Annotated in this window: 13 protein-coding genes and 2 pseudogenes; 1 reads left to right on the forward strand and 14 read right to left on the reverse strand. The window is 55.8% G+C overall.

Going from position 1 to position 22641, the window contains the following annotated elements:
* Positions 1-45: 45 nt before the first annotated feature.
* From ACZ1GM_RS03105 to ACZ1GM_RS03150, 10 genes and pseudogenes are all read right to left on the reverse strand, one after another.
* Positions 46-576 (reverse strand): hypothetical protein, encoded by a 531-nt coding sequence (locus ACZ1GM_RS03105; RefSeq protein ID WP_472677714.1) that lies wholly within the window; start codon positions 574-576, stop codon positions 46-48.
* Between the two features lie 238 nt (positions 577-814).
* A complete protein-coding gene (locus tag ACZ1GM_RS03110) occupies positions 815-3241 on the reverse strand; it encodes a hypothetical protein (protein ID WP_472677715.1) in 2427 nt (808 codons plus the stop codon).
* A gap of 424 nt (positions 3242-3665) precedes the next feature.
* Positions 3666-5585: a hypothetical protein gene (locus ACZ1GM_RS03115; RefSeq protein WP_472677716.1), complete on the reverse strand. Its 1920-nt coding sequence runs from the start codon at positions 5583-5585 to the stop codon at positions 3666-3668.
* Between the two features lie 4 nt (positions 5586-5589).
* The gene (locus ACZ1GM_RS03120; RefSeq protein ID WP_472677717.1) at positions 5590-7944 is read right to left on the reverse strand and encodes a sensor histidine kinase; all 2355 of its coding nucleotides are present in this window, start codon (positions 7942-7944) and stop codon (positions 5590-5592) included.
* A gap of 18 nt (positions 7945-7962) precedes the next feature.
* A complete protein-coding gene (locus ACZ1GM_RS03125) occupies positions 7963-8205 on the reverse strand; it encodes a hypothetical protein (RefSeq protein WP_472677718.1) in 243 nt (80 codons plus the stop codon).
* Positions 8162-8761, reverse strand: coding sequence for a phosphoadenosine phosphosulfate reductase family protein (locus ACZ1GM_RS03130; protein WP_472677719.1), 600 nt, complete (start codon positions 8759-8761; stop codon positions 8162-8164). Before ACZ1GM_RS03130 ends, ACZ1GM_RS03125 begins: the two co-directional genes overlap by 44 nt.
* The gene (locus ACZ1GM_RS03135) at positions 8758-12105 is read right to left on the reverse strand and encodes a hypothetical protein (RefSeq protein WP_472677720.1); all 3348 of its coding nucleotides are present in this window, start codon (positions 12103-12105) and stop codon (positions 8758-8760) included. Before ACZ1GM_RS03135 ends, ACZ1GM_RS03130 begins: the two co-directional genes overlap by 4 nt.
* A complete protein-coding gene (locus ACZ1GM_RS03140) occupies positions 12090-13034 on the reverse strand; it encodes a DUF4007 family protein (protein ID WP_472677721.1) in 945 nt (314 codons plus the stop codon). Before ACZ1GM_RS03140 ends, ACZ1GM_RS03135 begins: the two co-directional genes overlap by 16 nt.
* A complete protein-coding gene (locus ACZ1GM_RS03145; protein ID WP_472677722.1) occupies positions 13031-14161 on the reverse strand; it encodes a cysteine desulfurase family protein in 1131 nt (376 codons plus the stop codon). The genes ACZ1GM_RS03140 and ACZ1GM_RS03145 overlap by 4 nt, the downstream gene beginning before the upstream one ends.
* A 472-nt stretch (positions 14162-14633) precedes the next feature.
* Positions 14634-15271: pseudogene (locus ACZ1GM_RS03150) on the reverse strand (S24 family peptidase).
* A 455-nt stretch (positions 15272-15726) separates the two neighbouring features.
* Between ACZ1GM_RS03150 and ACZ1GM_RS03155 the strand changes: the two are divergent.
* Positions 15727-15936, forward strand: a complete 210-nt coding sequence (locus ACZ1GM_RS03155) for a hypothetical protein (RefSeq protein WP_472677723.1) — start codon at positions 15727-15729, stop codon at positions 15934-15936.
* A gap of 1 nt (position 15937) precedes the next feature.
* Here ACZ1GM_RS03155 and ACZ1GM_RS03160 read toward each other — a convergent pair.
* The 4 genes and pseudogenes from ACZ1GM_RS03160 to ACZ1GM_RS03175 form a co-directional block, all read right to left on the reverse strand.
* Positions 15938-18641, reverse strand: a pseudogene (locus ACZ1GM_RS03160) (conjugal transfer protein TraG N-terminal domain-containing protein).
* 10 nt (positions 18642-18651) lie between these two features.
* Positions 18652-20088 (reverse strand): conjugal transfer protein TraH, encoded by a 1437-nt coding sequence (locus tag ACZ1GM_RS03165; RefSeq protein ID WP_472677724.1) that lies wholly within the window; start codon positions 20086-20088, stop codon positions 18652-18654.
* Positions 20078-20896 (reverse strand): conjugal transfer protein TraF, encoded by an 819-nt coding sequence (locus tag ACZ1GM_RS03170; protein WP_472678617.1) that lies wholly within the window; start codon positions 20894-20896, stop codon positions 20078-20080. Before ACZ1GM_RS03170 ends, ACZ1GM_RS03165 begins: the two co-directional genes overlap by 11 nt.
* Entirely contained in the window at positions 20896-22614 is a 1719-nt protein-coding gene (locus tag ACZ1GM_RS03175; RefSeq protein WP_472678618.1) for a conjugal transfer protein TraN, read from the reverse strand. The genes ACZ1GM_RS03170 and ACZ1GM_RS03175 overlap by 1 nt, the downstream gene beginning before the upstream one ends.
* Positions 22615-22641: the final 27 nt, after the last annotated feature.

Here is a 22641-nt window from a genome sequence, read left to right on the forward strand (position 1 = left end):
ATTCCCTCGCTTTCAGATACATCAGCTCTTCAGCCGAGCCTGCTGTTAGGGTGTGAAGTTTCTCAGTCCGTAACGCCGATAACACTCTGCGAGGACCAGACCGGCCTCCTTCTCCGCCAGCCAAGTGCACTGTGCTACTGTGCCGATGGTGTAAGATGCGATCGCCTTCGAGCGGTGCAAACGATGCCAGCTGAAGAACTTGTCGGTAAACACGTAGTCCAGACGACCGGGCTCGTGGCTCAGAGAATGCGATAGTTCGTGAGCCATCGAGTTGATCGCAAGCGAGCGCGTGCGCGGATCATCTGATTGCCAACTCGATTGAACCTGGGCCGTCAAGTTGATCATTGATCCCCCAGCGAAACCGTTGTTCGAGTTGCCCCCACTGGTGGCCCAGCGGATTTGTGTCGGCACGTAGGAGTACGCGGGATCCCTCCCAAGCAGCAGCGTCAGCACGGTGGACGAGTCTACTCGAGGCCCAAATGGGGAAAGCGCGATTGGCTGATCGATGGATGTCAGGTTGCGGGCGAATGCGTCGGACAACACAACCCGCGTCGTGTCATCGATAAGAGATTGCATTTCCTGCGCGTCCGCGGTCCCCGTGCTTGCTTCAGGCTGCGCCACGACGAATGACGGAGCGTCGCGGAACGAGGACGAGGCTGAGAGCGGAGCGGGTTTCCCTGCGCATGCCGAAAGCGAGATCGCTACCGCGACGATTCCCAGATAACCCCAAAGTCTCTTTCCATGCGAAATTACCATGTCCCATGCCCTCTCTTCTATGCCCCAAGTGTTCTTGAGCAGTTCTCTCCTGCTGAGCCTATCCCAAGGCGTCGAGCAGGTCGGCAGTATCGAAGTTCAGCAGAAACTGCGCATACGATGACTTGAACAGGTCCGACACGTAATCGGCCAGCTGAACGTCGCTGCGACTATGTTCGTCGCCCTTGGTCAATTCGTAGCTGCGCGACTTGGTCGTCGCGAAGAGAAACAGCGTGTGGAAATAAACCGCGCTGATATACCGGCGCTCAGCCAGCTCGCTTGCTTCAGTAGATTTTGCTCCGCCTCTGAAATCCTTTAAAACTTTGCTGTCGATATTGACGATGATTTCCGAGAGCTTGTCGTCTTCTAGCATCGGATAGACCACTTCGGAATAATCCATCCCGACACCTAAAGCCTCGATGTCGTCCCACGACTTGACCCCATCGCCGCCCTCTTTGGAGCACAGCACAAGCTCTGGAATCCCAAGCGGTGGAGGCGCTTCGTCTTTCTTTCGCGGGGGCTTGCGATCCGAATCTGTGATTTTCACCAGGACCGTTTCTGTGAGCGGCCCACGGGGCGACGATAGGCTTGCCGTCATTTCGACAGCATCGCCGACCTGCATCTCTTTGGAAGCACGCAGCCCGATCTTGATCGTTCCATCCTTTGGGCTCGAACGCGAGATGTCGATCTCATCGCCATCACTCCCCGGTAGAGGATCGGGTTTATCACCTCTCCCGCCTTCACCAGGCTTTGCCAGGTTGATGGTCAGCGAGCCTGGATCATCGCTGCGATCGAAATACTCGTTTTCCACGTCGGTCGCGAAAGCGATGGTCCGTGTGCCCCCTTTGGGCAGTTTGAAGAGCTTTACACCGCCCTTTCCATCCTTTCCGCCTTTCACGTTGAAAGCGGACGGATAGCGTTTTGGATCGAACGGCGGTGCCTCGCGAGGCTCACTGTCCTCTCCCTTTTTATCCTTTTTGGGTTTGGCTTTTGCATCGCCCGGCTTGGCCTCTGGCAGGTCGAAGGTCTGGCGCAATATCTGCGTCAGAGCATCGTTCATGGGAAGATTGCGCGTTACCTCGCGCAGCATCTTGCCCGTATCCTCGCTATCGAGGCTGAGGTTGGCTTTTCGACTCTTCGCAATATCGCTAAGTTCACTATCCGCCAGCAATTTGCGCAAATGCACGCGTAGGGCATCGGAGGTCGCACTGTTTTTTAGGCGATCACGTGAGGCCATGAAGAGCTCGTTGCGCACTCCGAGATGGAGCTGGGTGCAGTCGACATGGACGAGAACGTAGTCTTTCAGCAGCGGCATCTTTAGGCTGCGGGTGATGAACTCGGACGTAAAGCTGCCATGCACCTGGCCGTTGAGAGCGAACATCACCGACATGTCGTTCTTAAAATACTCGCGCCGGATATAAGCCTTCGTCTCTTTCACGCCCTTGCCGCGGGAGCGCGGACTGAAAACGTAGACGGTGAGCGCGAGCTTGCCGAACTCTTTGCTCGTATCCTCCAGCGAGAACTGCGCTTCGATAGTGCGGTCGTCACCTTCTAGCCGACGCTTCAAGCCAGCAACGACGGTCACCGGGTTTACGTTATCGGGATAGCGCTCATTGTTGTCGACCGTAAGGAACGGCAGGGCAGGCTCGAACAGATATTCGTTGAGACTGAGGTTGAGATCGCGCGAGATGATCGAACGCGCGCCGCGCGGTAGCTCGTAAGAGTACAGCTTGACGAACGAACCGGTTTTGAATGTGCGTTCTTCCAAGCCAAGGTCGAGCTCATCGACATCGATGCTGGGGATCTCGCCATTGATGACGAGATACTCGTACCAGGTGTTCTTGCGGTTGGCCGCATCGACCAAATGCGGTGGATGCTGGCGGAGCAAAGTGAAACCCAAAGGCTTCGACCCATCATATCGCTTGCTGGCGATCAACTGATATCGCTTCGTTCCACAAAACACGACCGCGCCTGAGCCGCCCATGTTGTACTTTCCCTGTACGAAATGGACATCGTTCTTGTTGCCGCGAAGGAGCGAGAGGAAGGTGGCCGGAAAATCCTCCGGCGCTTGACCGACACCGTTGTCATAGATGAGGAGTGAAGTATCCTTGCGCGGGCCAGTTGCTACGATTTGAAGATCGCGGGCCCGCTCGCGCCGAACCTGCGAAATGTCCCAGTTCTTGTGATTGGGAAAATAGCGATTGAGCGCCTCTCCGATGCTTTGCGGCGCCCGGGCTGATCGTGGGTCGATGCCATCCTCGACAACCTTCTTTTCAAGGATAGCGTCGATCCCATTGGTTACCTTCTCGACCAAGGCTGGCACGGGATTGGCCTGCTGGTTTTCGACCACGCCATAGAAAGCCTCGTTGTCACCGTAGGGGCGCCAATACTCAGCGTTTTCAGTCAGCGAGTACTTCTCTAGGATCCTGTCGACATCCTTTTCGCACGATGCCGCAAGAAATTCATCAAAAAGCTGTTTCGCTTGCAAGTCTAAGTCCCCGTTCATTTGGCGTCAGGCGTATCAATCACAGTAGAAAGCTGGTCAACCCTATCAAATACTCGGTACCGATCTCTACCTTCCAAAAATTCAATTTGAAAACAGATTTGCGGCTTTATTTCAATCGCGACAGTTCGGAACCCGGTACGTGATAAAGAGTACCTCTCACATGTCGCAGAACGGCGAATTTGGGCTAGATTTGAGCCCGTGAACGCCGATACTTCGCCCCTTGCCGCCGTCACCCACGAATGCGAAAATTGTGACGGACCTCTCACCGGCACTGTGTGGTCCCGGCTCCGCCGTTGATCGCGAAATGCAGGAAGCGCGCGCGGCAGACTAGCTTTGCGGCATCTCGTTTTTTTGGTCAGATGCACCACGTTAGTGACAGTCTAGACGTCTCTGGTGCCCACGCTTCTTATCCAAGGTTTTCGGCATCAAGTTCGACAAAGTCATCGTCACCCAACGCACAAACGAATTGCAACCACGGCTTTTTTGAGGGGTCACCAGCATTGGCTACAATTTCAAATTCCCTGACCTCGCCCGGAAGCTGAATCCCGTCTCGGACCATCATATCGAGGAATTTTTCCTTTTCACGCATGAGCACGCGGAACTTGGGTGCGTGGTCTTTATGAAACTTGTCTTCTTCCAGTCCTTCGAGGTGTTCAATGAGACCGCGCGCATAGTCCTGCGTAAAGATCATTCTTTTATACTCATCATCACCCCCGCGAGGCATCAAGATTTGAATCACGTCTCCGGGCAAACCCTCGATTTCATGCCGTTCCAATTTGCCGGTCTCCATTGTCCGTATGAAGCACCGAACCTTGGACCCGACATGTACCGTGGGCGGTACGGATAACCCGACCCTCGACAAGTCAGAAAGAACAGCTTTTTGTACCGCCTGCGCGGGCAAGCTCCGCAACCGCCCCATAAAATCATATGCCTCGCTTCCGACGGTGAGCTGGTCGTGATCCCGAGCGTCATGCGTCATAAGATCTTTATATTTCCACTTGATTCCTTTTGGGGCATTGAGATGGACCAATTCCTCAGCGAAGGCTGTCGTGTCTTTAAAGCTCTTCAGATCACCTTTGACAGTTAGAATGCGACACGCCGCTCTGCCGCCGTCCCGCACGACCAGATCGCAGTCAGGCGAGACCACCATTCTCACCGACTTCTTGTCCGGGCAGATGAAAACATCGCCTAACGCGAATCTTCGACGCGCCCGCACCTTGTGCGACGCAAATCGCATGCGGTGGAAGAACTTTGCAATAGCGTCGGATGGAAATGGATGCGCGCCTGCAATCGATGCAGTCAATTCTTCATTGTCGAGATGCTCGAAGTGTGGGTTTGTCCATGGCACTTTATCATCGACAACTGCTCTCAAAGTTTCGCCTAAAAACCACTCAAGATAATCGGCGAACGGCTCTTTCTCGTCATAAAGACGGAACCGCAGTAGATAGGCGAAGTCTTTGACATCGAACTCCAGAAGTTCCTTTTGGATATCGTTTAAAGCGTCTTCGGCGCCTTTCTTCCAGTCAAAGAGAGCGTTTTCGAGGGCCCTGCCGAATGCTAGTCCGCCAGATGTGTCTGCGAGAACATCCATTGCACTGCCGTTTGCTGAAAGATCATCTCCACTTCCACTGAGCCACTGCTTGTGAAGATATCCAAACCTAAGGCTCATGACCTGTCCCTCAAGACTGGTGCGGTACCCTTTAGTACGTTTCTTAACGTCCTTTGATGACATCAGAACGACGGCAGGTTTCGCTCCCTTGTGCGCGTTGAGCATCTGCTTAAGCGTATCGATTGAGCGCCGCCTGTCGCTGTCTTCTTGATTCTTGTTCTGAGGTCCTTCAGCCCGCGTGGGAGGGCTCAGGAAGAAATCCATGAGTATCAGATCAGGAGTAAACTCTTCGCAAGCAGCAACTGCTCCGCGTAGTCCGACAAGACGGACTTCAATCCCTTCGCAGCTCTCGAGCACCTCGATAAGCGGTTTCAGAACATTGAGCGATGCGCCCTTGGCCGCATCAAAAGCACCTCCGGGATCGAGACTGGCCTCGCGCGTTTTGTAAAACTCGGAGTACAGCGCCGATAAAATCGAAATCACCGCATCGTCATCAATTTCATCGGCCTCAACCGCGGCCAAAGCGTCATCCACCAAAGATTGGTCATACTCGCCTGTGTCAATTCGCGACTGGAAAGCCTCGCTTTGGAGCATATCGGCCAGGTCGCCGATATTTTCGGATTCAATAGTGGGCACATCATAGGAGTCGTCCACGACCAAAACACAACTGACCGCACTCTCGCGCATGGTTTCGACAATTTTAGTGACATAGTTCATGGATCTAGCCCATCTCTAGGAGGAAGCCGTTCACCCGCTTCAGATGAATGCGGTCGACTTCATCATCCGTTTCAAGGGACCAATCGTGATAAGTCGCCATGTCCCGAGCGATGAAGAGCCCTAGCCCCTTGCCGATCCCACTTGGTTTGGTTGTCACGAATGGTTGGAAGATGCGCTCTCTTCGTTCTGCGGGAATACCTGGACCATTATCGTCCACAAAAAGAGTGCGCTCCGAAGGGTCAAGTGCGATCGACAAGATAGGCTCAAACCCGTCCTCGTACCGTGATTGACTTTTCAACCAATATGAAGCGTTCACTACCAGATTCTCTAAAATCTGGACGACCATGCCGCGCACAGCGCGGATTTCGAACGCCTTGTCCGGCAGATCCAGATTGAGCGCTATGTCATGTCGAGCGAATTCCCTTTCATGGCTCGCAAGCACCTCGTGGACGACTTCTCGCAAATCGAAACGTGATTTGGTTTGACGCTTTTCACCGGTCAGTTCATCGAATGCGGCAATGCGCTTATACAGCGTCTGCAATTGATCACCGAGCGTCTTAACTACCGGTTGCGAGGCTCCGACATCCTTTATCAGGCTCATTGTGTGGGAGACGGCTCGCTCCAGTTCATGAAAAATGAACTCTGTCATGAGCCCGACGCCAGCCAGATAGACGAACTTGTCCCTGTCATCGCCTGCCTGTTTGTGAACTTTATCGAGCTGTTTTAGTACAGACAGAGCCTCTTTGCTGAGGCTCCCGGCTGTTTTTTCTATCTGACTTATTTCGCTGTCGAAAGCGCCATCGGCTTGGCTGCGTAGAGCTTCGACCGCTTTGCCCAGAGCTTTCTCAGCTCGCAGAATCTGGTTCTTCTCTAGCTCCTCCTTGCGGAACTGGATCTTTTCAGCATCGTCGACCTCATTGAGGAAATGCCGAAACTCTACATTGATGATCCATTCCACCAATCGCTTGAGCGCGTCGGAGACCTCAGACTGGACCAAGCCTTCTCGGTTTGTCTGCTCACTCAGATAGCGGTGCGGGGTTTCAATTCGAACCCGCCCAAACACTTGCTGGCGATTGAGTTTGAAGCCAGACGACCCAAACGCCTTTTTGTCGAGGCCCAACCAATCGTCGTCCGGCTCGCCGAACGGGAGAACCCGGAATCCGTGCCGATAAAGCATGGGGCCACCCGACCACCGTGCCAGTTCCTTCTTAGAAGCAGACGGGGTCGCGCTCAACCCTTCGATCTCCTTCAGGATGCCCCGGTTGTACCAATAGACCTCAAGCTCAAAAGCCTTGAGCTTTTCCAATGCCTCCAAACTGATTGGGGTTTGCGCGAAAGCGGCATGTCCTCGCTTCGCCCGACGCTTTTTCGTCGAGCTGGTTAAGGTCATCACCTCTGCGCCTTTTGCGTCGATCGTGGTTCGCTGCTTCTTGAGCTGATAGTCGACGAGCCCGGTGACCAATGGATTGCCATCATCGTCGATTGAGAAGTTGGCCTTGCATATGGCATGAGCGTTGTTTCGCAATGGCTTAGGCACGGAGGGAATCATGATCCGCTTTCCGTTGTGCCGAGCCTCAATTAGCTTGTTTGCTAACCCTTTCTCGAAAGGATCGACGAACCGGGAGATTTTACCATCTAGGAGCTGAGTGAAGCGAACCAGGTCCCAATCTGCATTGAGGTTCTCGATCCTGATATGCGTGCCGCTAAACGACGGCTCGGACTTCTCTTCTCCCAGCTCCGGTTCAATGACGATGCTTTCGACCCGCTGGTCCTTCTCGTGGCTGAACTTCGTCCAATCTATGTCGAGAATGTTCCAGTTTTCATCGTCCAAGGTGGTCGTTTTTACAAGGAGACGATCACCCAGGCGCATAGCTGATAGGCGGCCAATACCCTTGTCGCCAAGATTAGTTGCTCCTTTTTCGTTCTCTTTCCTCCTGGAGCGGGTGCCTATGCGCAAGAAAACGGTTTTCAAATCATCGAAGGTCATGCCGTTACCCTGGTCACGAATTTCGATCCAGTTGAGAGAGGGATAGTGGTGTTGTAGGACGGTCTTGAATTCACCGCGTTTCTTGCAGGCGTTGAGCGCTGCCACTAGGTCAAGAGAGGCGGGGTCGTCTGGTACAGCAAACTTTGAGCCGACAAACGTCACCAGTTCGGCAACGGACGCTTTCGTTTCTCGTGCTTGGCGCAAAGCCTCCCGATAATCAGAAAAAGACAAGGGACAGTGGACGTCTACAACCACTTTTGGTGATTTGGCGTCTACTGCATTCTTAATCAATTCATACAAAGCTATCTCATCATCGCTGATAAGTTCGCGGCCCAGCTCAAGCAAGGTTCGCGCTTCGAATGTAAAGCTCATTTATTTCCCCAATCGAGCCTACAACTGGCAGATAAGGCAGCCGCTCTCTTCGACTTCTTCTATATCGTCTCCAAAGACTTGTGCGAGCGTTAAATTCTCACCGCGCTCCTGCTTCCGCTTGCGGCGGCGTTCATGCTCGTCCTTGATGGCGTGCATGCGCTCGGGTTGCTCCAGTTCTGCCAGGCTTTCGCGCTCGCTCCATGTGAAGGTGTTTCCGCTACCCTCGAAAGGCTTCTCGTAGGCCTTGGCTTTCTCGAACAAATCGGGATGCGTTTCTTTCAATCGTACCCATTCGATCTTTTGCTGGTAAAAGCAGAAGAAACAGCCCGACCGCGTGCGACCCCATTCGGTGTAAGGCGGCAAGCCCACACCCGAGCTCATCAGGATCTCTCGAATGTCCGGCAGCTTCAGCCCGTCCTCCTGGAAAGGATAGACGGTACGTAATGTTGGGTTTGTGGCTGATATAGCCGGTGCGGTTTTCGTCCGCGCGCAAGCCAACATAATTGACGACCGGATCGTCGCCGACAAATTCCTCGAACGGCTTAAGCTTGAGCATCTTGGTGCACCAGCGCCGATGGTTGGAGGGGATCATGCCGCCGTAGACATCGTACCAATGATCGAAGCCTAGTTCTGCATTGAGGCGATGAACCCGTTTGCCCAGATAATCTTCGATGCGCTCGAGGTATTCGTAAGTTTCGGGAATCTCTTTACGGGTGTCGGAGAAGATATATTCCATGTCCGGCACGCGGTCGCGCATGTAGATGGCCAGTGCCGCGGAATCCTTGCCGCCGGAAAGGCTCAGAATGTGGCGTGTCATTGAGCGTCCTCTTTGTTTTTGTCCGCCAGCATGGACTGCAAAACCTTAATCAGAACCGCTTCAGGCCGGTCTACACCGGCAAGAAGTTTGCGAAGCTTGGTCGCTGTCTTCTCATCCGCCTCACTGCCTTCGTGGAGGAAATAGGCACGGTCAGCTCCGCCGGACGTGGTTATATGGATTGCGGTGATCGGTGTCGTTCCCGCCGCCTCCTTGCGCAGAATAGCAAGCCTTCTTGCAAGTTCCTGTGCAACGGCATTCACTTCGAACCCAAACTGGTCGAGATGGGTGTCGTCCCAGCCCTCCAGACGCTTTCCGACAAGCAGGCTCGCCACCCGGTCTAGCCAAAGCGCCTCGGTGAGGTCTTGGTTCATCGCCCGCTCGACGAAGGCTTTGAGCTTGTAGTCGCCCAGCTTCGCCAGATGATCTTCGTAGTCCGAGCGCAATTGCTCGCGAAGCTTCTTCAAGGAGCGCGCGCCGAAAGCCGACCTGATGTGCTCGGAGGCTCGAATGCGAAGGCGTGGCAGCGCCTCTTCGAGTTCGCACAACGCCGCATCGAAAGTCTCAATAAAGTGATCGTCGTCAATCCCGGGTTTGTCGACCGCATTGCATGCTTGAGGGAGCGAAAGGAATACGAACTGGATCGGGTCGCGCGCCTTTTTCAAAGCAAGTCTAACGGACTTCGCGATCCCGCTCACTTCGTTTGTGGTACGAGCGTAAGCGTTGAGATCGCGCCACCAAACGAATATCCGCTCGACCACTGGCTTTAGCTCGGGTTCTGGCCGGTCAGTAGCGAAGATTGAAAGCTCGTTACTCAGTCGTTGCAGCAGGTCATCATTGTTTTCCGCTGCGACTTTTCGGAGTGCGAAATGCTTCGGGGTCTTCGCAAGCCGCATAAAATGCGCCTGCGACAGCTCGGGCTGGAAAGTTCCGCGCTCAATTAGGGCGATGGTCGTGCGATGGTGTAGCATGACTGCGGCGATCAGCAACAAAGCAGGCCCCGCACGCAACCCCGTGGGTGGCTCTGCCAATTTTCCGATCAGCTCTTCGAAGGAGACTGGATCATCTGAACGCACCAGGTCTTCGACACGTTTCCAAGCGTGGTGCCAGCCAGGCTCGCTCCTCTTTGCAGGTGGGTGGAAGGCGAGCGTACCTTCTTCTTCCCGGTGCATGCCCGTAGCCTGGAACATCGAGCGGTAAATCGTCTTCTCGGGAGGTGCGCCCTCCAGGCCCAGTGACTCTTTGCCTTCCTCTTCGATCATCAGCTTCAAGAGGCGCATGCGAGCTGCGGCGATCGCCGTCGACAGCTTGGAGCGATTGATGAGCTCGTTGCGCAGCTTCGGCGCCTTTTTGAAGACGTCGTCGCATATTGCGCTCAGTTTGCGGCTCAGTTCCGAGCGGTTCCGGAAAGCCATGGGCGTTCCGAGATAGAACCAGCTCTCGCCATTCGCATCAAAATCGAACGGCGACAGACGGGATTGGAGCTGCTGCTCTCGTTGAGCGATGTTGCGCCCCACTTCACCGCGCGCGAGATCGTCCATTCGCAGTTCCTTGCAGGCCTCCGCGACCCATCTCCAGCATTTGAGCTCGTGTGATAGCGTAAGATCTGCCTCGGACACAGGTTTCAAATGAACGAGCGCAAGCGGACCCAAGCGTTCCGAAAGCGCCGCGGCGTGCCGCCGGCGGTCTTCGATTTGCTCACCAGGATTTACAGGGACAATCGCGATACTGCCATCGATACTATCCGGGAGAACTACTGGCGCTTCTCCGAACGCTGGCAGAAAACTGCGAAGCGTTCCCGCTCGATGATAGTGTCGCTGTGCGATTACCGGACGAAGCGGGGGTATTGAAGCGATGTCATCATTCAGATGCGATGGCTTGCTGATCGCTCGCTGCGCCTCTGCGTACCAGTGCGATAGATCGACACTGCTGTTCGACCACAAGCTATAGTCCCTCGACGACGCACGAGCATAAAGGATACCAGCCCGAGCAAGCTCGGAAAGCGCTTCTTCAACATCATCGGATCGGATATCGAGCGCCCATGAAAGCGTGTCTGCGTCACTCCGGAGCCCTGCTAACGGCTCGAGCGCGGCGATGACAGCCACCGATTTCAAAACTCGTATCTCGACTTTGTCGCCGCAGACCAAGCCCTCAACTGCTTCGCGACCCATGGCCCAGCGGCGATCCCGATCGGCACCGTCGAACCTCAGGCTTCCCAAAGTGCTCATGTAATCGTAGACTTGGTCGAGCCGATACCATTGGTCTGCCCCATAAGCGGTCGAATGCGCAAATTGCAGATATCCGGCAGGCTCGGAAGACTGAAGAAAACTGAAGACCGAGCGATCATGCTGGCCGAACCGGCTTGCTGCCATCGTCAGGCACGACAGGGCGGCCGGATGCAGTGGATAAAGGTCTCCGCCCATCCTGACGAGTTCGGCATCATCGATCGCAAAAAGCGAGCGCTTTGCTGCGCTCTCGAAACAGGATTTGGCCGCCTTGCGAACCGCAACTGCATGCTCCTTTTCCCGCTCGAGCGCATTGGCGACGAGGTAGATCGCCTGCTCGCGTGGCTCGGAAAAGGCGATCTCTTCGTACCGCTCGGCGCTTCGGGCCCACTCCTGGCTGGTCCAGCCTTCGCTCGAGCCGAGATAATCATCGAAGCGGTGATGGAGAAAAGCGACTACACCTAGTGCCGGATGCGCGCGACCGCTCGCGCGTTCTGCCAATTGCTGAAAGAGTGCCGGATCTTCGCTGCGCGGGTGAGCCGCAGCGTATTCGAGATAGCGGCCCATCTCATCGACCAACACCAAGAGACTGCGTCCGTCCGCTTCCGCAATCGCGGCAGCGAGGCGCGTCAAATAGGAGAGCACCGCCTTGGTCGATATTGCGTTTGCGTTATCCGCGCTGCGCAGTTGTCCGCACTGCGAAGCAATTTCACTGTCTTCGCCAAAAAGCGCAGAGGCTTTCTCGCCAACCGCATGGAGCAAGTCGCGCGCCAGGCTGGTCCGACTTCCGGTGAGGATTAGAGCCTCGCAGTCGGGGAGTCCGCTCTTTCCCAGAACGGGCGACGCTATTTCTTCCGCTTTTCCCGCGGCATCTCCGGCGAGCTTGGCAAGCAGCAATCCAAATGACGATTTGCCCGAGCCATAGGGGCCGGTGATCCGAAAGGCTCTTTGCGTTGAACTCTTCGAAAACCCTTTCGACAAGCGCTTGAGAGCCTCACGCGCTCGCGAGGTAAGTATATAGCCCTCAAGGGACGCAGGATCGGTCAGATCGCGTTCGATATCGACAGCCCGCACATAGCGCGGATGAACCTGAATGCGATCGGCGATCAGCGTGCGGGCCATGCGAGCGCCTCCAGTTCTTTGAAGTGATTGTCATCCGGCGAAATAAGCGCCTTCCCCCCGGCGCCGTCGCCTTCCAACTCCAGACTCGTCTTGTGTGCCACTTCTTCAACGAGGATTTGCAAACTGCCTTCATCCAGCCTGAATGCTGCGGTAGGCCCGCGCTTGTCCAATTGCAGCGTTCGAAGCGAGAGCTGCTGGGACGAAGCGCCGGTGCCGGCCCAGTAGTCGCGAAGCGCGAATGCGAAATCTCCCACGCGAAGATCAGACTTCGGCCCGCGATTGATACTGACGATCGTTCCTCCACTCGATTGAGTGGTTTCGAGCAGCTTCAGCTCCTGAAACGGCGAGCCTGCGCCTTCTTCGGCTGCGGATAGGGTGTCGCCGCGCGACCAGTCGTAGGTGCGAAGAAAAATATCGACATGAACGCTAGCCGTACTGGCCGAGATTGCACCTTTCGTTGCTGCCGCGCTGGCTTCGGCAAGACCAATGAGGTGCTCACGCGTGATCCGCGCGTCGAACACGTCCTGCAATGCGATCACCCACGCCCCCAGGCCGCCATGAGCCGCAATCTGCCAATGCAGTCGCCACAGCGTGCCATTGTCTTCCAGATAGGGGTCGATGCCCTTCGTGGGATGCATCAGGCGATGCGCAAGATCGGTATTGAGCGTCTGGCCTGATGCGGTTCGCGTCAGTCCAAAAGCCTGCCCCCAGAAACGGATAGACTTGACCATGTTGCGCCCGAGACCAAGCGCCAAAATCGCGCCTTCATCGCTCGCGAAGAGTTTCGGGTTCTCCTCCAACGCTTGGTAGAGCTTGACGAGCCATCCATATCGACACGCAAAGGATTCATGCCCTGAAAAAAGGCGCGATTTGCCTTCATCAAGAGGCCAGGGCGTTTGATCTGACACCAGTGTTTCTGTTTTGCTCATGACCTCTCCAGCAAGCGTGAAATCGCATTGGCGATGAGGTCCGCTGCCTCATCTATTTCGGCTTCGAGGCTCATTCTCCCAAAGCCGATCCGCACCGCCGTATTCAACCGAGCTTCCGGCAGCCCCATAGCGGCGAGCACTATGGACTTGCCGATCGCCCCGGAACTGCAGGCCGAACCCGTAGCAAGCGCCAGTTGAGGCAACAAGGCCAGCAGCGTATCGGCATCGACTTCATTGAAACTCAGATTGAGGTTGTGCGGAATGCGCTCCGAAGCATTCCCATTGATCGCAATGCAGACGTCACGCGACCCGAGCCGCTCAAGAAATCGGTCCGCGAGATCCGCGCAGCGATCCCAGTCTTCGACCCGCTCGGCTATCGCGAGCTCGGCCGCCCGTCCGAACCCAACAGCAAGCGCGGTCGGAACGGTGCCTGGAAACATTCCGCCCTGTTGTCCGCCACCTGTGACAAGCGGAGTCATTCTTTCGATCATGTCGGGCGAAGCGCAGATTGCTCCGATGCCCTGTGGACCATAAGCCTTATGGCTGGATAAAGTGATGATGGCGTCAGGCCCGAGCTCATCGATGGGAATACGCCCCAGAGCCTGCGCTGCATCGGTATGAAAGATGATACCCTGAGCGTTACAAAACTCTGCCAACTCGACAATCGGCTGTATGGTTCCAACCTCGTTGTTGACTGCCATAACCGATACAAACGACGCACCGGCGATGAGATCGTAGGCCGCGTCGAGATTTATTACGCCTTCTTCCGTAACTGGAAGGATATCCAGAGACGCGCCCATAGCTTCGCACCATTTGGCAGTTTCCATCACGCAAGGGTGCTCGATAGCGCTCACAGCAATGCGCGCATCAGTTCCAGCAAAGCTTCTTAAAACCTGGTTGCAAGCGAAGGTTGCGCTGGGCGTAAAGATGATGCCATCTGCAGTCTTGCCAGTTGCGTTGGCGATCTGAGCCCGTGCCTGATCCACTGCTCTTTCTGCCGCCAAACCTGCCTCGTGTTGCACCGAGTGTGAATTGGCAGGTGCGCTGAACCAAGGCAGCATCACTTCGAGCACCCGCGCATCCATAGGTGTCGTCGCTTGGAAATCAAGAAAAATGGGCAGGTTCATGACTTTACGCGATTCCCACGAATTGCGAGTGGTGATCGCACGAATACATCAAGAAAAGGCAGGTTAATGCTTCACACATGGTACACAGACCATTGCTGAGCGAGCTGCGAATTACAATTGAAAGAGCGATCTTACACCCGCAAAATCGCGCGAAATTGTCGCTCGAGCAGATGTGCCTTCGTCCGCTTTCACGTTGCACCTGCTGAAGAGCCGACGGCCCGCTTCCGGCCCGCAAATCGCAATCGTCAAGAGTTGCTCATTCGCCCTGAACCTGTCTGGCTATCGGGCTCAATACTCCTGTCCGAAGTTTGTATACACATTTCGGACAATTTCCGTCCCAGCTGGCTTCCGCTGCCATCAGAAGGGTAGCCGGCTCTCAGGTGGTCGCAATGCGGAAGTTCGCGCGAGCTGCTAGGTGTACTTCCTCGCTGCCGAAGATGACCGGTGCCATCCCGGCTTTTGGCGCACAAGGTCATAAAGCTCTCCCAAACCATATGACCCGGTACGATCACTTCAACTCCTTCACGATCCACGTCATTCCATGAAGGATAGGCGGGGTTGTCACTGGAAATTGTAATTTGTTTCGCGCCGGGCTTGATGGCGATGCGCTTTACAACCAGCGTATCGTCAGAGCGCAACACATAGATCCCATCCCGCAGCCTTGCTCCATGGTCGGACGCATCGACGAGCACCTCATCGCCATCGCTAAGTGTGGGCTCCATCGAGATCTCCCAGAACGCTTACGATTGAAAGACTTGCGCCCTTAGCGCCGGTCAATCGGCGGAGCCATTTCTCGTCAAAGCCAAAGCGCGTGTAACTGGATTCATTTGATGCAATGGCACCGAAGCCAGCTGAGGCGTCCACGTCTAGAACGGGAACTTCGATCATTCCATCTATCGGTGTTTGAGCAGGGCTACCGAGCCTTTGTTCATCGACGCCAAAGAAGCTTGCAAGTGTCTTGCGATCCTCGGGGTCAAGGATACGAGGCGATCCGCGCTTTATGAATTGCTGGATATAGCTTGGATTACGTCCAAGCAGCCTCGAAACCGCCGCGTAGCCGTATCCGCCCTGGGTGATCAGCCGCTCAAGTTCCTCTCTTACATGTTCCATTTGTGTGGTCCTTCAGGATCGATCATAGGATTTCTTCCTAGACTCGCGGAAATCATCCTAGTAAGAACATAACAAGAACACAAGAGATTTGCGAGTCGGAGTGAGAAAGGTATGACGCTGTTGGAACGGATCGAAAGGCATCTGAAAGAAAACCATATTTCGGCAACGCGTTTTGGAAGGCGCGCCGTGGGCGATCCCCGATTTGTGCTCGATTTGAGGATGGGGCGCAGACCACGCCGAAGAACCATTGAGCGACTCAATGCCTATCTGAATAGGCCTGAGAGCAGGCGTCCTTCAATCTCCTAGCAGCATTGCGCCAAAGGCCCGAATGGTTTGACCAACCGACCCTAAGTCCAGTTGATTATCGACCAGATTTTGAGCTTCGCACAACTTGGCTTACACTCTCGTCTCGAGAGCAGAGGGGGCTTTGGTTTCTGGCGAAAGGACGCTGACTTATGAGCAATTCCGACAAAACTCCGCCGGAGAGTAAAGGCGATTGGGAAGGCTTTCGTGAGATCGACCGCGCCATCGCAGAGAACAGAAGAGCAAAGTATCGCTGGCAGAAAGCTTGGGCCGACCCGTGGGAACGGAGAGCCCTAACTTTTGCTGCTTTGGTGGCGACAGCATTCATAATTTACGTCGCCATTTACGATGGCTTGATCTGACCTACCATTCCTTCACACCATCAGCGGCCTCAGCAGACGCGCCTCGAGCGTCGCGTGTCGTCCGATCAAGCTTCCCTCTTCTTTGTCCGATGGTTTGTGAGCCCTCGCTTTGCCTCTGACTAACGTCGTCTGCGATCTCTTCTCTGCCATTTGACGGATCTCCCAATGAGCTTGGCACGCTGCCAAGACGAACAGAACTGCGAACACCGCCTGCGCTTCCAACATTGGGCCGCGCCACCGGCGCTCCATCAGGTAGGACAAGTTCGCTCGCGATCTCGTCATTGAGGCCATCAGCGTAGCTTTCAACAAAGCGGGATTGCAGTTGTTGCCCTTGCGCGCTCATTTGGAAATCGATGTCATCAAAGCGAGCTTGGCCGTAATAATCGCGATTGGCTTCGATCTCAGCCATGCCCCACTCGCGGTAGGCCTGGCTTAGATTCAAGGTTCCAGCTGCATTGGCACTTTCATACCAGCTAGCCTGGCTCTCCAACCGATTGGCTATCTCTTCAGCGCGCCGTGCTTCAAGCGTGTAGCTTTGCGCTTCAGTCAGCGATGTTGTGACGCCCGCTGAACTGCTTGAGACAAGCGCTTCTGAGCTTGAACTCGTTTCGCGCAGGAAACCTTCTCTCGAGCTTGACCAGTTCTGGCTTTCTGAAACTTGGCTCAATGCGCTTTCGATGCGTGAGCGATCTTCTGAGGCGATACCTATATCGCTGTCTGTCCAGCTTTGATTGCGTCCCCCTTTCACTAATCCGCTGCCGCTAAAGATATCACCTTCTGCCTTCGCTCCGACCCCCGCGTCGCCATTCAGGAACCATGAGACCGTTATGTCGTCCGAAGCCCGGCGTGATAGGCCAAATTGCTGCTGGAGTGTGTTCGATGCATTATCGAGTTCACTGAAGGTTCTGCCAATGCTGTCATTGGTTGATGTTCCGCTGACCGTCTCATTCGAGCGAGAACGGGTGTACGCATCGCGCAGCTCGCTAAAGCGTGTAACCGCTGAGCTGGTCGATTGCTGAGCGAGATTGGAGAAAGTCTCGCTCTGGCTGCGGCTCTCGCTCGCCATGGTCGAAAGTCGGCTGGAGAAATCCTGTCCAAGCGTCGGGGTAAAGGGATAGCTCGAGTTCGGCACGTTGGCGAACTCGGCTTGTGGGAAGCTGGTTGTCTGGGTGCCGTTCTCGCCGATGCCTCGCGTTTGGGCGGCTCCATAAGCGATGTTTGGCGCGAGGCTGCCTTGCGCAAATTGGCGGGAGAAGACGCTTGAATTGTCGAGATTGGTGTTGCCGAGCGAGAGATTGCCTGTGCTCGCTTCGCGCGCTGCCTCTTCCGCTGCGTTCTGGCTGGGATTGAGATAGCTTGTGGCTTGGCCCGAAATGGCCATCGCCCCGCGAGCAACCCCGCCTGCGAGGAAGGGTATGGAGGCGACAAGATATCCAGCGAGAATACCAATGTCGTTGTTGACGTCGGTCATGCCAGAGAAGGTTGCAAGGCTAAGGCCGCTAGAGCCGCTTGCTGCCGCAACATCGCCTGCGCCTTTCAGCATCAAGATCATGTGGAGGATTACAAAGAGCGGTCCCCAGGCAGCAAGGTAGAAAAAGCCGGTGACATAGCCTCTCAGAGCGATCGGCCCGGTCCTTGGCATTAGGAAAAGCGGGAAGAGAACTGGAAACAGCGCGTAGAAGACCACCGTCAGTACGACATTGAGGATCGGCACCCATTTCATCGCATTATGGGCGATTGAGGAATAGGTGCGTTCGGTCTGGATATCGGCTCGGGTCTGGGCAAACACATCAACACTTGAAGCGCCGCTTGATCCGGCAAAGCCATGCATGGCCTGATTCATCGCGTTGATCGTCAGCACCTGGCGAAAGATGCTGCTCGCATCCTTCGAAATGCCTGTCAGATATTGGTAAGCGACGGGCAAGTCCGCGATGAGCTTGGCTTTAGCGAGCGCTTCGGTTTGCCTCGGATAGAGCTGGCGGTACGGCAACAAGCGTCATCTCATCGATCATGCTCGCCCATTGACCAGAGAGGCTTGTGTAGGCCTCACGGCAGATGACGATATTCGCTGTCACGCTGTCATCACCTTGGCGGGTCAGGAACTTCTGCGCACGCGCCGGGCTTCCCGGCGCTATCGTGGCCCAGATGTCATCGCTTTCTGAGAGCTCTTTCATCGAATAGCGGCCAAGCAGCAGATCATAGAACACGCATTGGCGCACATGCTCATCGAAGTTAGCAGCAAATTCAGGATCAGCGATGCGCAGGCTCCGCGTGGCTTCGAGGAGGCGCGCACCATAGATCATACCGTTCTTGGAATAATTGAGGTCATCGGGCAGCCCGAACACGGTCTCAGCTGAACGTGTCAGGTAGTCACCAATTTGACTGGTGAAGCTCGCCATAAGTGCAAGGCCGAGCGGAACATTGGCGACAGTCGCAGGAGCCAGGCTGGGATTGACGCGGTCTGTCACTTGCACATCCATGCGCGGCACCATCAGGCACATATAGATGAGTGTCGCTCCCAGGAACCAGTTGAGCCAAGCGCGCCAATTCTGATTGAATGCAACGACTATAACCGCCAGCGTCATAGCCATAACGAGCGCCACCTGGATCAGGCTCTTGTAGCCCCCAGCACCCGTCCATGCGGCTACGGCGTTCAGGACATTGACGATGTATTCGCCGCCGCCCGTGGTGAAGATCTCAACCATCGTCTTTGCCTCAGGGCACTATCGAGCGCGATTGCAGGCCGCGCGACCAGTCGAGCGCAGCCGACATGGACGGTGACATCGACGCGGCGAGCGCGTTTTCGATCATCGCTGTCTTCTCGATGATCTGCATGATCGCAGAGACTTTGGCTTGGCCTGTCGCTTGCCGCTGGATGAGACTGCTACGCACTTCGGTCACTTGTCCGCGCCAGATCGCCAACTTGGCTTCGTCCGCAGCAATAAAGCTCGCCATCGAACGGCCAGCTTCCGAGACGATCCGGTCAAGGATCGCATAGAGCAGGTCGACACTCGCAATCTCAGCCAGCGTATCGCGGTCATCGGTCGGCATCCCGCGCCCATAGGCGGCTTGAACAGTTAGTATCTTGTAGAGCGGGATCGAGGCGACCTGAAGCAGCTCCTTCTCGGCATTCCCGATGGCCGTGTCCGTCCGGATCGCATCGACCATATTGCCAATGAGCTGCGCCACGCGTGGTCGGATCGCCTTGGCGTTTGACAGGCTCATCTGCTGGAAGCTTGGGTTCAGGCAGAGATCGGTCTCATCGCAGCGGAAGACGCGCACGCTTTGGCCTTGGGTTCCATCAAGCAGCGCGCTCACCAGCGTCGAAGACGCATCGCCAGCGAAGGGCACAAACTTGCCCGGCTCGTCATCCTTGGGCGGGACGTAGATAACCGTGCCGATCAGCGTCATGGCGTATTCGGCGAGCTCGCGGTCGAAAGTGCCGCTGGGGTTGAAGAAGGCGCTCTCTTTAAGGACGTGCCAGGTGTAGTTGCGTGCTACGCCGGGATTGACGTCGGCATAGTCAGTACCTGCGCTTTCATTGGTGGAAGCGCGCTGGCCTCGCGTGCCGCAGCCATGCTTGGCAGCGGCATAGTCGGTGAAGATGCCTTCAGAATTCCCGATCGCTTCGCAGATCGCTTTGTCGGCCAAATCGCCTTTGGGCCAGAGCCCTCCCACCAGCCCCTGCGCCATCTCACAGGAGTTGATTGAGAGATTGTTCATGAGCTGAGCCTTTTGGCTAAACTCCTGCATGATCTTATTGCATTCAGGGCAGACGGTATCGATCGCCAAGCTGAAGGCGAAGCCGACTGCATTGTTGGCCACTGCCTTCATCAGCGCGACCATCTCGCTTGCATTGATAAAGGAAAAGGAGCCCGCAAAGATATCGATCCCGCCGCACCCCGCACGCGCTCTTGGCAATTGCAGATTGGCGATATTGGTCGTCTTTTGCGGAAATCGCGTCCACACATTGCCCAGACTATAGTAGCCTGCGGACTGGCCTTCGAAGGCGGTCGGACCGGTAACGTTTGCCGCCGCGCCCATATCATCCATAAAACGATCCATGCTGTCGCCGACATTTGCCGCAAGAGGCGAGGCTATCATGCTGGCAGCAGCAAGGCCGAGCGCAGCGTTTCTGATGCTAGTAATCATGTCCGGCTTCCTTTGAGGTGAGGAGATAGATGCGGTCTTGCAGCTCATCAGCGGACAGCACACCGTATCCGATCGGGATCGGTCGTTTGGCCTCGCTGTCCCACAGGACCAAAGCGGGAGTTGCTTTGGTCTCAAGGCCCATCCGCTCTCTTTGATTGGTCTCGACCCTGTAGTCGGGGAAATGCCTTGACGGTCCGCCATCGGTTGAGATCGCGCGTACGGTGATCCCCCAGCGGCTGGCTACGCCTTTAACGATCGGGCTCATCACTTCGCAGGGGCCACAAGTGGCGCTAAAGAAATAGAATAAGCCATAACGCTCCGAGAGCCTGCCCATCACGGAGTCGCGTTCTGCTGCCCGCACGTCCTGCCACTGTTTTTTGGCGACCGCACCGACAGGACGCTGCAGCGTGTAATCGAGTTCGGGATCCTGCCAGATGGCCCGCTGCCAGACGTCGGAGAAGAGCGAAGCACGATCGAGCTGCGCGCGCTGGAAGCGGATGTACGCTGCGACATTGTCTCTCGTCGGATAGAGGATCGCGCGCGCTTTCAACTCGCGCAGCTCGCTGGTAATTGCTTCCAATTCTTGGGTGGCTGGTATCGCCTCCTGCTCCGGTTCTACCTCTTGCTGTGGCTCGTTTTTGGGGATCGGCTTGGCGCAATAGAACCAATAGCCGAGCTTGCGCTCCTGGCAGTAGAGCGTGTCTGCTGCAGTGCTTCTCTCGGTGCTCTCAACTCGCTGTGCGCTTGCTGGCACTGCGCTCAAGACTGCCGAGATGAGGATTAGCGCAAGCCGTGATGCTATGCTCATCATTGACCGCCCCTTGCGTAATAGTCGTCGATCTTTTGCTGGATGAGGATGCTCGTTTCGAGCTCATCGGGGAGGCGCGCCGCTTCGGTGAATTCGGCATAGACTTCGCTGAAATCCATGAGGCTCAAATCAAGCTGCGCAAACTCGTCGAGGGTAAAACCTTCGCACTGCTCGTGCTTGGGCTTGTCCCATGGTTTGGGGAGCTGTTTGCGACCCTGTTCCTGCAAGATGCGCGAGAGCTTACTCTCAAAGCAGCAATAGGCTTTCTTCTTGGTCAGGCAGACACCGAGGAATTTCTTCGAACAATAGGTCCCGATATAGGCACAAAGCCCCTGCGCATCGCGTTCATGGAGCAGCACTTCCTCGCGGTCGCAGCCAAGCGCGACCAGCAAGCTGATGCCGGGGATCAGCGGAAAGCCTTTGCCCTTGCAGCAATTGAGCACGCCAAAGACTTTGGACGAGCAGGTGTTTCGGGTCCCGCGGAATAGCGTCAGCGTACCCGGATCGAACTGCCCACGCGCCTCATCCATTGCATTGAGCGCGGTGACCGCATCTTTGAACTCATCATTGGGCGTGCGCTCAATGGTCTCGCAGCTTCCATCGATGCAATAGACATCGCCATCGCAGACGAACTGGGGTGAGTTCTCGGTTTCTGGAAGCGGGCATTCGTAGATGCGCTCCCAGGTCTCACAGGGAACCTCCTCTGTGATGCATTCTTCGCGCACAAAGCGGCAGGTGCCGAGCGCTTCGATATCCGAGCAATCGCTTGCCGCTTCGCGCGATGTGCAAGTGTAGCTTCGCTCCCATTCCCAGCAGCTCTGGGTGACGGCCACTCCATCAATAATGCGGGTTCGCGGGCTCTCATCGGTGCAGATTTCCGCATCGAGTGTGCAATCTCCATCCTCCACAAAAGGCTGGCACTGGGTTTCATCTGGAGCGGCGTCGACCGTGCTTTGCGTGGTGATCGCATAGGGCGTGTAGCGCGAGTCAGGCGCGTCGCAGGAAATCTCAGCGATAGGATCGCCCGGTTCAGAGCAGTAACGGCTAAAGCCGTTATCCCACCACTGCAGACATGGGCCGGGTCGATAGCCGGTGATGCGGCACAAGCCGCTGTTAAATGTAGAGCACCATGGGAGACCTTGTTGGATGCCCGTATCGCTGCAGAGATAGTGCCATTGCTGGCGCTGGGTCACGCTGGCGACTAGCGGGACAGAGCATTGACCCTGGGCTTGCTCGACCCGTGTGCCAGTGTTGCATGTTGCGGTGTAAGTGCCCGCTGACCCGGAGCCAGGCGGCAAGGGGACGCATTCGCCTTGACTGCCCGAGATCGACATACCGCTGGTGTAATCAAGCGGTGCCTTATTGATTGCCAGACTGCGGGCGATCACCGCTTCAATATCATCGTTTTCGAAGCGTGCGCGATTGGCCATGCTGTCGCGCACCAAGCGATGGCCTTGATGATTGCGCGACGTAGCTGTGGCCGCTCCCTCGATCTGGTCGGGATTATCGGCGAGCCGCTCGAGATTTCGTACGGCCTCGCGGTCATAGTTGGGGAGCTCGGACGCGCTGGGCTGCGCTTTACTCGCTGCTTGTGCTTCACTGCGCAGGCTCTCGCCAAAGGCTTTGCCATCGCTTCTGGCTTCCTGCTGCTGAGCCGAGGCAGGCGCGGCCAGCAAGGACAGAGCGAAAAGTAGAGTTTTGATGGATGATTGGCGGATCACATGTGCTCTCCTTGCATGCGGCGA

Source organism: Qipengyuania sp. JB2-7, from assembly GCF_055693485.1.